This window comes from Streptomyces sp. NPDC004327 (genome assembly GCF_042873935.1).
Taxonomy (GTDB): Bacteria; Actinomycetota; Actinomycetes; order Streptomycetales; family Streptomycetaceae; genus Streptomyces.
Genome location: NZ_JBIAME010000002.1, coordinates 801,731 through 814,679, shown reverse-complemented (window position 1 = coordinate 814,679; position 12,949 = coordinate 801,731). Strand labels below are relative to the sequence as shown.

Sequence of the window (12,949 nt, the reverse complement as noted above, 5' to 3'; positions counted from 1 at the left end):
GTCAGCGGGTGAGGACGAGGCGGTAGTTCCGTACCTTCTCGTCCTCGCCCTCGTACGTCATGCCCGCGGCCTCCATCACCCGGTGCGAGGCGGTGTTGTCGAGGTCGGCGTCGCCGCGCACGGCGGTGGCGCCGGCCTCGCGGGCGCGCTCGATCAGGGCGCGCAGGGACTCGGAGGCGTAGCCCTGCCCGCGGACCGCGGGCACCAGCCCGTACCCGACGGTGACGGCCCCGGTCTCGTCCGGCGGGCCGTGGAAGCCGATGCCGCCGACGGCGACGCCGTCGGCGAGGCGCCGTATCTCGTACGGCCGCCAGGGGCCGGGGTCGCCATGGGCCTCGGTGCCGTTCAGGAAGCCGCGGGTCGCGCGGACGTCTCCGTCGGAGGGGTATCCCTCGGCCCACCGGTCCGCGGTCCCCGGCCGTGCCTCGTTGACGCGCCGGGCGTCGTCGACGGAGAGCGGGTGCAGGAGCAGCCGCTCCGTCTCGATGATCTTCACATTGCTCACGGCGGAAGTCTCGGCCCGCGCGGGCGCGGGCGCAACGGGATTAGGGCCCCGCCGCCGGACAGGCCCTAGAGCACCGGCAGGTTCTTCCGCAGCTCGAAGGCGGTGACCTCGCTGCGGTACTCCTCCCACTCCTGCTTCTTGTTGCGCAGGAAGAAGTCGAAGACGTGCTCGCCGAGCGTCTCCGCCACCAGCTCGCTGCGCTCCATCAGGGTGATCGCCTCGCCCAGGTTCTGCGGCAGCGGCTCGATGCCCATCGCGCGGCGCTCGGCGTCGCTGAGCGCCCAGACGTCGTCGTCGGCGCCGGCCGGGAGCTCGTAGCCCTCCTCGATGCCCTTGAGGCCGGCGGCGAGCAGGACGGCGTAGGTCAGGTACGGGTTGGCGCCGGAGTCGATGGAGCGGACCTCGACCCGCGAGGAGCCCATCTTGCCGGGCTTGTACATGGGCACGCGGATCAGCGCGGAGCGGTTGTTGTGGCCCCAGCAGATGTACGCCGGGGCCTCGCCGCCGGAGCCGGCGGTGCGGCCGGAGCCGCCCCAGATGCGCTTGTAGGAGTTGACCCACTGGTTGGTGACGGCCGAGATCTCGCCCGCGTGCCTGAGCAGGCCCGCGATGAAGGAACGTCCCACCTTGGAGAGCTGGTACTCGGCGCCCGACTCGTAGAACGCGTTGCGGTCGCCCTCGAAGAGGGAGAGGTGGGTGTGCATGCCCGAGCCCGGGAACTCGGAGAACGGCTTCGGCATGAACGTGGCCTGCACGCCCTGCTCCAGGGCCACCTGCTTCATGACCAGGCGGAAGGTCATGATGTTGTCCGCCGTGGAGAGCGCGTCCGCGTAGCGCAGGTCGATCTCCTGCTGGCCCGGCGCGCCCTCGTGGTGCGAGAACTCCACCGAGATGCCCATCGACTCCAGCATGGTGATGGCCTGGCGGCGGAAGTCCATGCCCACGTTCTGCGGGGTGTGGTCGAAGTAGCCCGACTCGTCGGCCGGGGTCGGCCGGGAGCCGTCCAGCGGCTTGTCCTTGAGCAGGAAGAACTCGATCTCGGGGTGGGTGTAGAAGGTGAAGCCCAGGTCCGAGGTCTTGGCGAGGGCCCGCTTGAGGACGTAGCGCGGGTCGGCGAAGGACGGCGAGCCGTCCGGCATCAGGATGTCGCAGAACATCCGGGCGGTGCCCGGGGCCTCGGCGCGCCAGGGCAGGATCTGGAAGGTGCCCGGATCCGGCTTGGCGATCATGTCGGACTCGTAGACCCGGGCGAAACCCTCGATCGCGGAGCCGTCGAAGCCGATGCCCTCGTCGAAGGCCTGCTCCAGCTCGGCCGGGGCGACCGCGACCGACTTCAGGAAACCGAGCACGTCGGTGAACCACAGACGCACGAAGCGGATGTCGCGCTCCTCGAGCGTACGGAGCACAAATTCCTGCTGCTTGTCCATTTCCACACCCATCCTCGCCGGTCAGGCCGCCTGCTCCCGGACCCGAGCATCCCACCACATGGTTTCGTTCACGTTGCACACCCATACTGCCTGCTCGGCTGTGACTCAGGTAACGGGGGACGGCCCGCTTCGTACCCCGTTCGGCCCACGGGACGGCTTCTGCCACTACGATCTGCGCCCATGGGAGCCTTCCGGCTCGACGGCCCGCCGCGACACGCGCGTCCCCTGGCACTGGCGAGTGCCGTGGCGACGCTCCTCGGCGCGCTCTTCCTCTGCCTCGCGATGACCGCCGATCCCGGCGGGCAGGCCCATCACGGGAGGCAGGCCCTTCACGGGAGGCAGGCGGCCGCACACCCGGCCACCGGGATCGCGGGCGACCAGTACGTCTGCCCGTACGAGCCCGGCGGCTGCTCGCTCTTCCCGGCCCTCTCCCCGGCGGTGCTCAGCGCGCCGCCGATGGACCCGCCGCTGCACGCCGAGGGCCGGCTCCCGCACCTCACCGTGCCGCACCGCTCCGGCCAGGCGCCGCGCACCGACGCGCGGCCCCGGGCGCCGGACCTCCACGTCCTTCAAGTACTGCGGACGTGAGCCGCCGGTTCTTCCGACGCGTTCCCCCTCCGTACACCGCTTTTCCATACTTCACGAAGGACGACATTCCACATGGCCGCGAACCGCTCCAACACCGCCGAACGCCGCGCCCGAATAGAGGAGATGCGCCGCGCCGAGCAGTCCCGTGAGCGCCGCAACCGCTTCCTGACGATCGGAATCTCCACCGTCGTCGTGCTCGGCCTCGTCGGCTTCGGCGGCTGGGTGATCAACAAGCAGAGCAACGAGAAGGACCAGGCGGCGGCCGCCGCCAAGGCGCCCATCCAGGGCGAGAAGGACTGGGACGCCAAGAAGCTGACCCGGAACCACGTCACCACCCCGGTCAAGTACCCGATGAACCCGCCGGTCGGCGGCGACCACAACCCGGTCTGGCAGAACTGCAACGGCGACGTCTACGACAAGCCGGTCGCCGACGTGAACGCCGTGCACTCCCTGGAGCACGGCGCCGTCTGGGTGACGTACAACAAGAAGGCCGCCCCGGGCGATCTCGACAAGCTGCGCACCAAGGTCAAGAAGACCCCGTACTCGCTGATGAGCCCGATCGACAGCCAGTCCGGCGCGATCATGCTGAGCGCCTGGGGCAAGCAGGTGACCGTGGACGGCGCCGACGACCCGCGCGTCGACGCCTTCTTCACCAAGTACGTCAACGGCCCGCAGACCCCGGAGCCGGGCGCCGCCTGCACCGGAGGCGTCGACGCGAGCGGCCGGGGCGGCGCCGGGATGGGCCAGTGAAGCTGAACCGGACGCAGTGGGCGTCCGTCACCGCCGTCGTCCTCGCGCTGCTCTTCGCCGGCGGCGCGGTCACCGTCGCCTCGGCGAACCGCGACGAGCCGCCGGGCACGCCGACCGCGCGGTCCGCGGACGCCGGCTTCGCGCGTGACATGGCGGTCCATCACCAGCAGGCCGTCGAGATGTCGTTCATCGTCCGCGACCGTTCGAAGGACGAGGAGGTCCGCCGCCTCGCCTACGACATCGCCAACACCCAGGCCAACCAGCGCGGCATGATGCTGGGCTGGCTGGACATGTGGGGGCTGCCGAAGGTGCAGTCGGGCGTGGCGCCGATGGCGTGGATGGGCATGGGCGACATGCCCGGCATGGACATGGGCGGCGAGGACGGCGCGCTGATGCCGGGCATGGCCACCCGCGCCCAGCTCGACCAGCTGCGCAAGGCGTCCGGCCGCGACGCCGACGTGCTCTACCTGAAGCTGATGACCGCGCACCACCAGGGCGGCATCCACATGGCCCAGGGCTGTGTGGACCGTTGCGTGCCCGGCGTCGAGCGGGACCTGGCGCAGGGCATGGTCGACGCCCAGTCGTCGGAGATCAAGCTGATGGCCGACATGCTGAAGGCGCGCGGCGCGTAGCGCTCCGTGACGGCCCCACCGGCCCCCGCGACCGCAGCGGTCGCGGGGGCCGCGTCGCGCCGGGACAATTGAGGGTGCTCGGGGACGTACGTGCAGACGAGTACGACGACGTTCGACGAAAGGCACGCACCCCATGACCACGGCGAAGGACATCATGCACACCGGGGCCAAGTGGATCCCGGCACACGAGACGCTCGACCGCGCCGCCCAGATGATGCGCAACGAGAACGTGGGCGCACTGCCCATCGCCGACGAGAACGAACGGCTCTGCGGGATCATCACGGACCGCGACATCGTCGTCGGCTGTGTGGCGATGGGCCACGACCCCGCGAAGGTCACCTGCGGCGAGATGGCGAAGGGCACTCCGCGCTGGATCAAGACCGACGCGGACGTGGGCGCGGTCCTGACGGAGATGGAGGACCACCAGATCCGGCGGCTGCCCGTCATCGACGGCGACAAGAGGCTGGTCGGCATGATCAGCGAGGCGGATCTGGCCCAGCACCTGACGGACCGGCAGCTGGCGGAGTTCTGCGAGAAGGTCTACGCCGCTTCTCCTCTGTGACCCGTCCCGAGTACGGCCCGGGCCACGGCGTCCGGGCGGTCCAGCATGACCAGATGGCCCGACGGTTCGGCCGCCTCGTAGCGGGCGCCGAGCCGGCGGGCCAGCGCGCGCTGGCGGCGCTCGCGGCGCGCGGAGCCGTTCGGCGCGGCGAGAACGGTGACGGGCAGGCCGGGCGGCAGCGGGTGCGTGGCGCGCAGGGCGAGCAGCTGGGCGGCGACGGCGCCGTAGTGGGCGTTCTCGTCGAGGGTGCCGCGCAGCACGCGTGAGGTGCCGTAGACCCTGCGTACGAGTCCGGGCGCGGCCGGGTCGTCCCGGATCGCCACCCGGCGCAGCAGCGGACCGAAGGCGGCCGGTATCCCGGTGGCGCACAGGGTCGCGCCGAGCGCGCGGGCGAGCGCCGGGGCGGTGCGGGAGGCGCGGGGGCGGTCGTCGGCGGACTCCACGGAGGAGTCGACGAGGACGAGCCCGGCGGTGCGGGCGGGGTGGCGGCGGGCGAACGCCTCGGTGTGGAAGCCGGCGATGGAGTGCCCGACGAGGGTGACGGGCTCCGCGCCGTGGCCGAGGGCGTCGAGCAGCGCGGCGATCCGGTCGGCCTCCCCGGCGGCGGTGACCGGTCCGGCGGCCGGCTGGGACAGGCCGTGGCCGGGCCGGTCGAAGCGGACGACGGTGCGGTGCGGGGTGAGCAGTGGGACGACCGGGTCCCAGTCGAACCAGCTCAGGCCGAGTCCGGTGGCGAGCACGCACACGGGCCCGGAGCCTTCGACGACGACGTGGTGGGCGACGTCTGCGATCCGTACGAAGCTCGCTGTGGAGGTCACACCCGGTCGAACGCGGGCGCGTGCCCGGCGGTTCCCCGGCTCATACGGGGCGGGGGTATGCTGCCCGCTATGTCGGAGACCAGGCGGGCGCACCAGGGCGCGGAGCGGCTGCTGCTGCTCGCGGCGCTGCTGCTCGGCCTGGTGACGATGCACACGCTGGGCCATGGCGCGGGTCCGGAGCACGGGGCTGCGCCGGCGCGGACGGCACGGGTCGCGCCCCTGACGGCGCCCATGACGACGGCGGGCCATGCGCCCATGGACCGGCAGGCGGCCCCGGCCGCCGGCCACGTCCCGGACGCCCCCGCCACCGGCCACGGCACGAACGCCCTCGCCACCGGCTACGACACGAACGCCCCCGCCGCCTCCCACGCCCCGGACGCCCCCGTCCACCACTCCGGCAGCCCGCTCGCCGTCTGTCTCGCCGTGCTCGGCGCGCTGGTCGTCGTGCTCGGCGGGGTGGCGCTGCGCGGGGCGCGGCGGTGGGCGGGGCGGGCCCGGGCGCGTACGGCGGGCGCGCCGTGGTCCGGGTGGCCGCATGCGCCCCCGGCGTCGATACCGGTGCTCGAACGGGTGGCGGTGCTGCGGATCTAGGAGGGCCGAAAGCCGGTGACGGGGCGCGCGGACGCGCGCCCGGTCCCTTCCCTTCGCCCTTCCCTTCCCCCTCGCACGAGAGGTCCGTTCGTCATGTCTCCGCAGTTCGACCCTCCGCGGTTCGGCCGCCGTTCCGTCCTCGGCGCCGGCCTGGCCCTCGCCGGCACCGGTCTGCTCACCGCCTGTTCCGACGCGTCCGCCCCGGCCGGCGGCGCCGCCGGCTACGTCTCCCCCACCGGCACCGAGGTCGGTGCCGCCGAGCGGACGCGGCACGGCGGCGGCCGGGTCCGCGAGGTGCGGCTCACCGCCACCCCGACCACCCTGGACCTCGGCGCCGGCCGTACGGTGCGGTCGTGGGCGTACGGGGACGCGCTCCCCGGCAAGGAGGTGCGGGTCACGGCGGGCGACACCCTGGCCCTCACCCTCGCCAACCACCTGCCGCAGGCCACCTCGACGCACTGGCACGGCCTCGCGCTGCGCAACGACATGGACGGCGTGCCGGGCCTCACCCAGCAGCCGGTCAGGGCGGGCGGCGAGTTCGCGTACCGCTTCAAGGTCCCGCATCCGGGCACGTACTGGTTCCATCCGCACTCCGGTGTGCAGCAGGACCGCGGGCTGTACGCGCCGCTGATCGTCGAGGACCCGAAGGAGCCGCTGGCGTACGACGAGGAGTGGGTCGTCGTCCTGGACGACTGGGTCGACGGGGTGGACGGCTCGACGCCGGACGCCGTGCTCGCCGAACTCCGCCGGGGCATGGGCGGCATGGGCCACGACATGGGCTCGATGCCCGGCATGGACCACTCCATGCCGGCCGACGCGTCCCCGTCCGCGGGCCCCTCCCGCATGATGATGGGCGCCGCCAGCGAGCTGCTCGGCGGTGACGCGGGCGATGTGGCCTACCCGTACTACCTGGTCAACGGCCGTGTCCCGGAGGCTCCGAGCGAGTTCCGGGCCAGGCCCGGCGACCGGGTCCGGATCCGCTTCGTCAACGCGGGCGGCGACACCGCCTTCCGGGTCGCGCTCGGCGGCCACGAGATGACCGTGACGCACACCGACGGCTTCCCGGTCGTCCACGCGAGGACCGACGCGCTGCTGCTCGGCATGGGCGAGCGCTACGACGTGCTGGTCACCGTCGAGGACGGCGTCTTCCCGCTCACCGCGCTCGCCGAGGGCAAGCGGGCGACGGGCCTGGCCGTGCTGCGCACGGGCAAGGGCGCGGCGCCCGCCGCCTCGGTGCGGCCCAGGGAGCTGGACGGCCGGGTGGTGACGGCCGACCGGCTGCGGCCGGCGCCCGGTTCGGCGCTCGCGGCCCGCACGCCCGACCGGACGATCACGTCGAAGCTCACCGGCTCGATGACGGCGTACGACTGGGCCTTCGACGGCACGCCGTACGACCCGGCGCGGCGGTTCGGCGTGCGGGCGGGCGAGCGGGTCCGGATGGAGTTCACCAACACCACGGACATGTGGCATCCGCTGCATCTGCACGGCCACACCTTCGCCCTGGCGAACGGGGTGCGGAAGGACACGGCGGTGATCCTGCCGAAGAGCACGCTCACGATGGACTTCGACGCCGACAACCCGGGCCTGTGGATGATCCACTGCCACAACGTCTACCACTCGGAGTCCGGGATGATGACGGTTCTCGGCTACCAGAGGACATAGCGTCGAGTTGACGATAAACTGAGCGGGTGCCTCAACTACGCCTCGCTCTGAATCAGATCGACTCCACCGTCGGCGATCTCACCGGGAACGCCGAGGCCGTCGTCCTCTGGACCCGGCACGCCGCCGAGCAGGGAGCGCACCTCGTCGCGTTCCCCGAGATGGTGCTCACCGGCTATCCGGTCGAGGACCTGGCGCTGCGCTCCTCGTTCGTCGAGGCCTCCCGCCAGGCCCTGCGGGGCCTGGCCCGGCGGCTCGCCGACGAGGGGCTCGGCGAACTGCCCGTCGTCGTCGGCTACCTGGACCGCTCCGAGCGGGCCGTGCCCCGGCTCGGGCGGCCCGCCGGGTCGCCGGAGAACGCGGCGGCGGTGCTGCACCGCGGCGAGGTGGTGCTGCGCTTCGCCAAGCACCACCTGCCCAACTACGGCGTCTTCGACGAGTACCGCTACTTCGTGCAGGGCGACACCCTGCCCGTCGTCCGCGTCCACGGAGTCGACGTGGCCCTCGCCATCTGCGAGGACCTGTGGCAGGACGGCGGCCGCGTCCCGGCCGCCCGCACCGCCCGGGCCGGCCTGCTCGTCTCCGTCAACGCCTCGCCGTACGAGCGGAACAAGGACGACACCCGGCTCGAACTGGTCCGCAGGCGCGCCCGGGAGGCCGGCTGCACCACCGCCTACGTGGCCATGACGGGCGGTCAGGACGAGCTGGTCTTCGACGGCGACTCGATCGTCGTGGACGCGGCGGGCGAGGTGGTCGCGCGCGCCCCGCAGTTCGCCGAGGGCAGCGTGATCCTCGACCTGGAGCTGCCGGCCGCCGACCCCGGGGCGCCCGCCGACGAGGCCGTCGTCGACGACGGGCTGCGGATCGACCGGGTGGTGCTCTCCGCCGACCCGCTGCCCGCCTACGAGCCGGAGGTCACCGGTGGTTACGCGCCGCGGCTCGACGACGACGAGGAGGTCTACTCGGCGCTCGTGGTCGGCCTGCGGGCGTACGTGAACAAGAACGGCTTCCGGTCCGTCCTCGTCGGCCTGTCCGGCGGCATCGACTCGGCGCTCGTCGCCGCGATCGCCTGCGACGCGCTCGGCGCGCGCAACGTGTACGGCGTGTCGATGCCGTCGAAGTACTCCTCCGACCACTCGCGCGGCGACGCCGCCGAGCTGGCCCGGCGCACCGGCCTCGACTTCCGCACGGTGTCGATCGAGCCGATGTTCGACGCCTACATGGGGAAGCTGGCACTGACCGGGCTCGCCGAGGAGAACCTCCAGTCCCGGCTGCGCGGCACGATGCTGATGGCGCTCTCCAACGAGGAGGGCCACATCGTCCTCGCACCCGGCAACAAGTCCGAGCTGGCGGTGGGCTACTCGACGCTGTACGGCGACTCCGTCGGCGCGTACGGCCCCATCAAGGACGTCTACAAGACGGACGTCTTCCGGCTCGCCCGCTGGCGCAACCGGGCCGCCGAGGAGCGCGGCCAGACCCCGCCGATCCCGGAGAACACGATCGGCAAGCCGCCGAGCGCCGAACTGCGCCCGGGCCAGGTCGACACGGACTCGCTGCCGGACTACGGCGTCCTGGACCGGATCCTGGAGCTGTACGTCGACCGGGACCGCGGCAAGGACGCCATCGTGGCGGCGGGCTTCGACGAGGAGCTGGTCGCCCGCACGCTGCGGATGGTCGACACGGCGGAGTACAAGCGGCGCCAGTACCCGCCGGGCACCAAGATCTCCGCGAAGGGCTTCGGCAAGGACCGCCGGCTGCCGATCACCAACCGGTGGCGGGAGGCGACCGGCCGTTAGGGCCTGTCAGGCGGATCAGGGTCGGCCCCGGCCATGATCCGCCGGACAGGCCCTAGAGCCTGAGGCGAGCGGCCACCGGCAGGTGGTCGCTGTTCGTCTCCGCCAGCGTCCACGACGACATCGGCTCGACGCCGCGCACCAGGATCTGGTCGATCCGGGCCATCGGGAACGCGGCCGGCCAGCTGAAGCCGAAGCCGTCGCCGGCCGCGCCCTGGGTCGAGCGGAGCTGGGAGGTCACGCCGTTCAGGGAGCGGTCGTTCATGGTGCCGTTGAGGTCGCCGAGCAGGACGATGCGCCGGTGCGGGTCGCGGGCGATGGACTCGCCGAGGGCGCCCGCGCTGTTGTCGCGCTGGTTGGCGGTGAAGCCGGCGTTCAACTTGACCCGCACCGAGGGCAGATGGGCCACGTAGACGGCGACCTCGCCCGCCGGGGCGGCGACGGTGGCGCGCATCGCGCGGGTCCAGCCGAGCCGGATGTCGACCGGCTGGGCGTCGCGCAGCGGGTACTTGCTCCACAGGCCGACGGTGCCCTGGACGGAGTGGTGCTTGTACGTGCCGGCCAGGCCGCGCTCGTACACCGGGACCATGTCGCCCTTGAGCTCCTCCAGGGCCACCACGTCCGCGCCGGAGGCGGCGATCTGACGGGCCGTGCCCTCGGGGTCCGGGTTGTCGGCGTTGACGTTGTGCGACACGACGGTCAGGTCTCCGCCGGCCTCGGCCTTGTCGACGACCAGGCCGCCGAAGAGGTTGACCCAGACCACGGCCGGGAGCACGAGCGCGATCAGCGCGGTCGCGGAACGCCGCAGCAGGGCGAGGACCAGGAGCAGCGGCACGAACAGGCCGAACCAGGGCAGGAAGGTCTCGCCCAGGCTGCCGAGGTTGCCGATCCGGTTGGGCACGTCGGAGTGAAGGCCCATCAGGAGCGCGAGCAGCACGGCGCAGAGGGCGAGGAGGATGCCCCGCCGCCAGATCCCGCGGTCGCCGCGCAGTCCGGCGAGTCTGCCGCGCCATCCGGGCCGGGAACCGGGGCGGATCGCGGAACCCTGCTCTTCCGGCGTTCCGCCGTGCTCGGTCCCCGTCATGTCCACCCGCGCCATCGCTGCCGTCCTCACTGCCTTGCTGTCCTGCGGCCTTGCTGTGCGACCCGGCATCGACACTAGGCGATGACGGGTCGGTCGTCCGCATCGAGGGACGACACACGCCCGTGGCGGGTTCCTGCAGGTGGCGCGAGGCGGACGGCTGTGACAGAACGCGCACATTCGTACGGGATTCAGCCGGAGGGGCGCAGGCCCTCCAGGACCGCGTCGACGATCTGTTCGGCGAGGCCGGGTTCGAGGGCGGCGCCGGGGCGGATGACCGTACGGACCAGCAGCGGCCCTATGAACAGGTCGTTGACGAGGTCGAGGTCGAGGTCGGCCCGGAGCTCGCCGCGCTCCATGCCGCGCCGGATGGCGTCCGCGCTCATCTGACGGCGCGGCATGATGACGGTCTCGTGGTAGGCGTCCCACAGCTTCGGATACATCTGCATCTGCGAGAACACGTTGACCAGCAGGGCCGAGGTCCGCTTGACGAGGCCGCGCCGCCGCATCGACTCCAGCATCACCACGAGGTCCTCCCGGACCGAGGTGCCGGGCAGCACCGGGTCCGGGGGCTCGACGGACCGCAGGAGGTCGATCAGCAGCTCCTCCTTGCCGGCCCAGCGCCGGTAGATCGTCGCCTTGCCGACCCCGGCGGTGCGGGCGATCTTCTCGATGGAGAGGTCCGCGAGCGGGATCCCGCTCTCCAGCAGACCGACCGCCGCGTCGATGATCGCCTGGTCGGCCGCCTCACTGCGCGGCCGCCCGCGCCGTGCGGTGCTCCCGCACGGCGACGGTGCCTGGGCCTCGGCCTGGGACACGTCCGTTCCGCCTCTCCTGCTGCGCCTGCCTGTCCGTGGTTACCTCGTCACCGATTCTCCCGCTTCCTCGCGGCTGCCCGGAACGGCGGCGTCCGCGGCCGGCGCGGCCGGGGCGCGGCCGGGCAGGAAGAGGGCGACGACGATCGCGCCGATGACCGCGACCGAGGCCGAGCCGAGGGCGGTGACGTGCATGGCGTCGAGGAAGGCCTCGTGCGCGGGGGCGACGAGGGCGCGGCCGGCCGGGCCGATCTTCTCGGCGACGGCGAGGGTGGCCTCGATGGACTCGCCGGCCGCGTCGCGGGCGCCCGCCGGGAGCGCGCCGAGGTGCTTCTCGATCTCGCCGCGGTAGGTGGTGGACAGGACGGAGCCGAGGACGGCCACGCCGAGCGCGCCGCCGACCTGCCGGAAGGTGTTGTTGATGGCGGAGCCGGAGCCGGCCTTCTCGCGGGGCAGCGCCTGCATCACGGCGACGGTGACCGGGGTCATGATGTGCGCCATGCCCGCGCCCTGGAGGAAGAAGACGACCTCCAGGATCCACAGCGGGGTGTCGGCCTCGAAGAAGGCGAAGGCGCCCAGGCCGACGGCGACGGCGATCATGCCGGCGGTGCACACGGCCTTCACGCCGAAGCGCTCGACGACGAGCCGGGCCCGCGGCGCGAAGATCATCTGGGCGACGGCGAGCGGCAGGATCAGCAGGCCGGACTGGAGCGCGCTGTAGCCGCGGACGCTCTGCAGGTAGAACGCGGAGAAGAAGGTCACGCCCATGAGGGCGAAGAAGGTCAGCGCGATGGCGGCGACGGCGGCCGAGAACGCGGGCTTGCGGAAGTAGGAGACGTCGAGCGCCGGGTGCGCGCTGCGCTTCTCGTACAGGACGAATCCGGCCAGGACGGCGAGACCGCCGAGCGCCGGGGCGAGCACGGTGACGTCCGTGAAGCTGGCCAGCTCGCCGCCGCGGATGATGCCGTACACGAGGAGCACGAGACCGAGGACGGAGAGCAGCACGCCGGGCAGGTCGATGCGGCCGGGCTTCGGGTCCTTGGAGTCGGGGACCAGCCAGATCATCAGGGCGAGCGCGAGCAGGCCTATGGGCACGTTGACCAGGAAGATCGAGCCCCACCAGAAGTGCTCCAGGAGCAGGCCGCCGGTGATCGGGCCGATGGCGATGGCGAGGCCGACGCCGCCGGCCCAGATGCCGATGGCCTTGGGCTGCTCCTCGCGCTCGAAGACGTTCATGAGCACGGCGAGCGTGGCCGGCATGACGAACGCGGCGCCGAAGCCCATCACGGCCCGGTAGGCGATGAGCTCGCCCGGCGAGCCGGACTGGGCGGCGAGCGCGGAGCCGAGGCCGAAGACGACGATGCCGAAGAGCAGGATCTTCTTGCGGCCGAGCCGGTCGCCGAGCAGGCCGGAGGTGAAGAGCAGGCCGGCAAAGACGAGCGTGTAGGAGTTGATCGCCCACTCCAGCTCGCTCTGGGTGGCGCCGATGCCGGTGGGGGCGGGGCTGGCGATGGTCTTGACGGCGACGTTGAGGATCGAGTTGTCGAGGACGACGATCAACAGGCTGAGCATGAGCACGCCGAGGATCGCCCAGCGACGGCGGTGGTGCACGGAGGACGGCTGAGACATGTCGCTCAGCGTAGCCCCATTTCGATACGAGACCGTCTCGTATCGAAAGAGCTGACGGAGTCTTTACGTTGCGGGCGTGTGAACAGCGCCACTCGCGCC

12 protein-coding genes and 1 pseudogene are annotated in these 12,949 nt (G+C 72.2%); 7 read left to right on the top strand and 6 right to left on the bottom strand.

Going from position 1 to position 12,949, the window contains the following annotated elements; translation table 11 throughout:
- Window position 1: 1 nt before the first annotated feature.
- Together ACFYU9_RS09850 and ACFYU9_RS09845 are read right to left on the bottom strand one after the other, a co-directional pair.
- Window positions 2-505 carry a GNAT family N-acetyltransferase gene (locus ACFYU9_RS09850; protein WP_389205527.1) on the bottom strand — a complete coding sequence of 168 codons (504 nt, stop codon included), beginning with the start codon at window positions 503-505 and terminating at the stop codon, window positions 2-4.
- Window positions 506-570: 65 nt separating this feature from the next.
- Window positions 571-1,932 carry a glutamine synthetase family protein gene (locus ACFYU9_RS09845; RefSeq protein ID WP_389344003.1) on the bottom strand — a complete coding sequence of 454 codons (1,362 nt, stop codon included), beginning with the start codon at window positions 1,930-1,932 and terminating at the stop codon, window positions 571-573.
- 180 nt (window positions 1,933-2,112) lie between these two features.
- Here ACFYU9_RS09845 and ACFYU9_RS09840 point away from each other — a divergent pair, with 180 nt between their 5' ends.
- The 4 genes from ACFYU9_RS09840 to ACFYU9_RS09825 all read left to right on the top strand — a co-directional run bounded on the left by ACFYU9_RS09840 (window position 2,113) and on the right by ACFYU9_RS09825 (window position 4,464).
- Window positions 2,113-2,520 carry a hypothetical protein gene (locus ACFYU9_RS09840; protein ID WP_389205531.1) on the top strand — a complete coding sequence of 136 codons (408 nt, stop codon included), beginning with the start codon at window positions 2,113-2,115 and terminating at the stop codon, window positions 2,518-2,520.
- Window positions 2,521-2,592: 72 nt separating this feature from the next.
- Window positions 2,593-3,270 (top strand): DUF3105 domain-containing protein, encoded by a 678-nt coding sequence (locus ACFYU9_RS09835; protein WP_389205533.1) that lies wholly within the window; start codon window positions 2,593-2,595, stop codon window positions 3,268-3,270.
- Between the two features lie 2 nt (window positions 3,271-3,272).
- Window positions 3,273-3,902 (top strand): DUF305 domain-containing protein, encoded by a 630-nt coding sequence (locus tag ACFYU9_RS09830; RefSeq protein WP_389206707.1) that lies wholly within the window; start codon window positions 3,273-3,275, stop codon window positions 3,900-3,902.
- A gap of 133 nt (window positions 3,903-4,035) precedes the next feature.
- The gene (locus ACFYU9_RS09825; protein WP_389205535.1) at window positions 4,036-4,464 is read left to right on the top strand and encodes a CBS domain-containing protein; all 429 of its coding nucleotides are present in this window, start codon (window positions 4,036-4,038) and stop codon (window positions 4,462-4,464) included.
- Here the strand turns inward: ACFYU9_RS09825 and ACFYU9_RS09820 are convergent.
- Entirely contained in the window at window positions 4,443-5,282 is an 840-nt protein-coding gene (locus tag ACFYU9_RS09820) for an alpha/beta fold hydrolase (protein WP_389344001.1), read from the bottom strand. The two genes, ACFYU9_RS09825 and ACFYU9_RS09820, sit on opposite strands and share 22 nt — an antisense overlap.
- Before the next feature lie 69 nt (window positions 5,283-5,351).
- On the opposite strand from ACFYU9_RS09820, the gene ACFYU9_RS09815 reads away from it, so the two are divergent.
- The 3 genes from ACFYU9_RS09815 to ACFYU9_RS09805 all read left to right on the top strand — a co-directional run bounded on the left by ACFYU9_RS09815 (window position 5,352) and on the right by ACFYU9_RS09805 (window position 9,328).
- Window positions 5,352-5,873, top strand: a complete 522-nt coding sequence (locus ACFYU9_RS09815) for a hypothetical protein (RefSeq protein WP_389343999.1) — start codon at window positions 5,352-5,354, stop codon at window positions 5,871-5,873.
- Window positions 5,874-5,966: 93 nt separating this feature from the next.
- The gene (locus ACFYU9_RS09810) at window positions 5,967-7,535 is read left to right on the top strand and encodes a multicopper oxidase family protein (protein WP_389343997.1); all 1,569 of its coding nucleotides are present in this window, start codon (window positions 5,967-5,969) and stop codon (window positions 7,533-7,535) included.
- Window positions 7,536-7,561: 26 nt separating this feature from the next.
- On the top strand, window positions 7,562-9,328 hold the full coding sequence (locus ACFYU9_RS09805; RefSeq protein WP_389343995.1) for an NAD+ synthase: 1,767 nt from the start codon (window positions 7,562-7,564) through the stop codon (window positions 9,326-9,328).
- Between the two features lie 52 nt (window positions 9,329-9,380).
- On the opposite strand, the pseudogene ACFYU9_RS09800 reads toward ACFYU9_RS09805, so the two are convergent.
- From ACFYU9_RS09800 to ACFYU9_RS09790, 3 genes and pseudogenes are all read right to left on the bottom strand, one after another.
- Window positions 9,381-10,338 (bottom strand): annotated as a pseudogene (locus ACFYU9_RS09800) (endonuclease/exonuclease/phosphatase family protein).
- Between the two features lie 259 nt (window positions 10,339-10,597).
- Window positions 10,598-11,224, bottom strand: a complete 627-nt coding sequence (locus tag ACFYU9_RS09795; protein WP_389205545.1) for a TetR/AcrR family transcriptional regulator — start codon at window positions 11,222-11,224, stop codon at window positions 10,598-10,600.
- A 39-nt stretch (window positions 11,225-11,263) separates the two neighbouring features.
- Window positions 11,264-12,850 carry an MFS transporter gene (locus ACFYU9_RS09790; RefSeq protein ID WP_389205547.1) on the bottom strand — a complete coding sequence of 529 codons (1,587 nt, stop codon included), beginning with the start codon at window positions 12,848-12,850 and terminating at the stop codon, window positions 11,264-11,266.
- Window positions 12,851-12,949: the final 99 nt, after the last annotated feature.

What these genes read in the sequence shown, in the direction of transcription:
- ACFYU9_RS09825 (WP_389205535.1), top strand. Translation starts at nt 4,036, where the DNA reads ATGACCACGGCGAAGGACATCATGCACACCGGGGCCAAGTGGATCCCG.
- ACFYU9_RS09815 (WP_389343999.1), top strand. Translation starts at nt 5,352, where the DNA reads ATGTCGGAGACCAGGCGGGCGCACCAGGGCGCGGAGCGGCTGCTGCTG.
- ACFYU9_RS09790 (WP_389205547.1), bottom strand. Translation starts at nt 12,850, where the DNA reads ATGTCTCAGCCGTCCTCCGTGCACCACCGCCGTCGCTGGGCGATCCTC.
- ACFYU9_RS09840 (WP_389205531.1), top strand. Translation starts at nt 2,113, where the DNA reads ATGGGAGCCTTCCGGCTCGACGGCCCGCCGCGACACGCGCGTCCCCTG.
- ACFYU9_RS09810 (WP_389343997.1), top strand. Translation starts at nt 5,967, where the DNA reads ATGTCTCCGCAGTTCGACCCTCCGCGGTTCGGCCGCCGTTCCGTCCTC.
- ACFYU9_RS09835 (WP_389205533.1), top strand. Translation starts at nt 2,593, where the DNA reads ATGGCCGCGAACCGCTCCAACACCGCCGAACGCCGCGCCCGAATAGAG.
- ACFYU9_RS09845 (WP_389344003.1), bottom strand. Translation starts at nt 1,932, where the DNA reads ATGGACAAGCAGCAGGAATTTGTGCTCCGTACGCTCGAGGAGCGCGAC.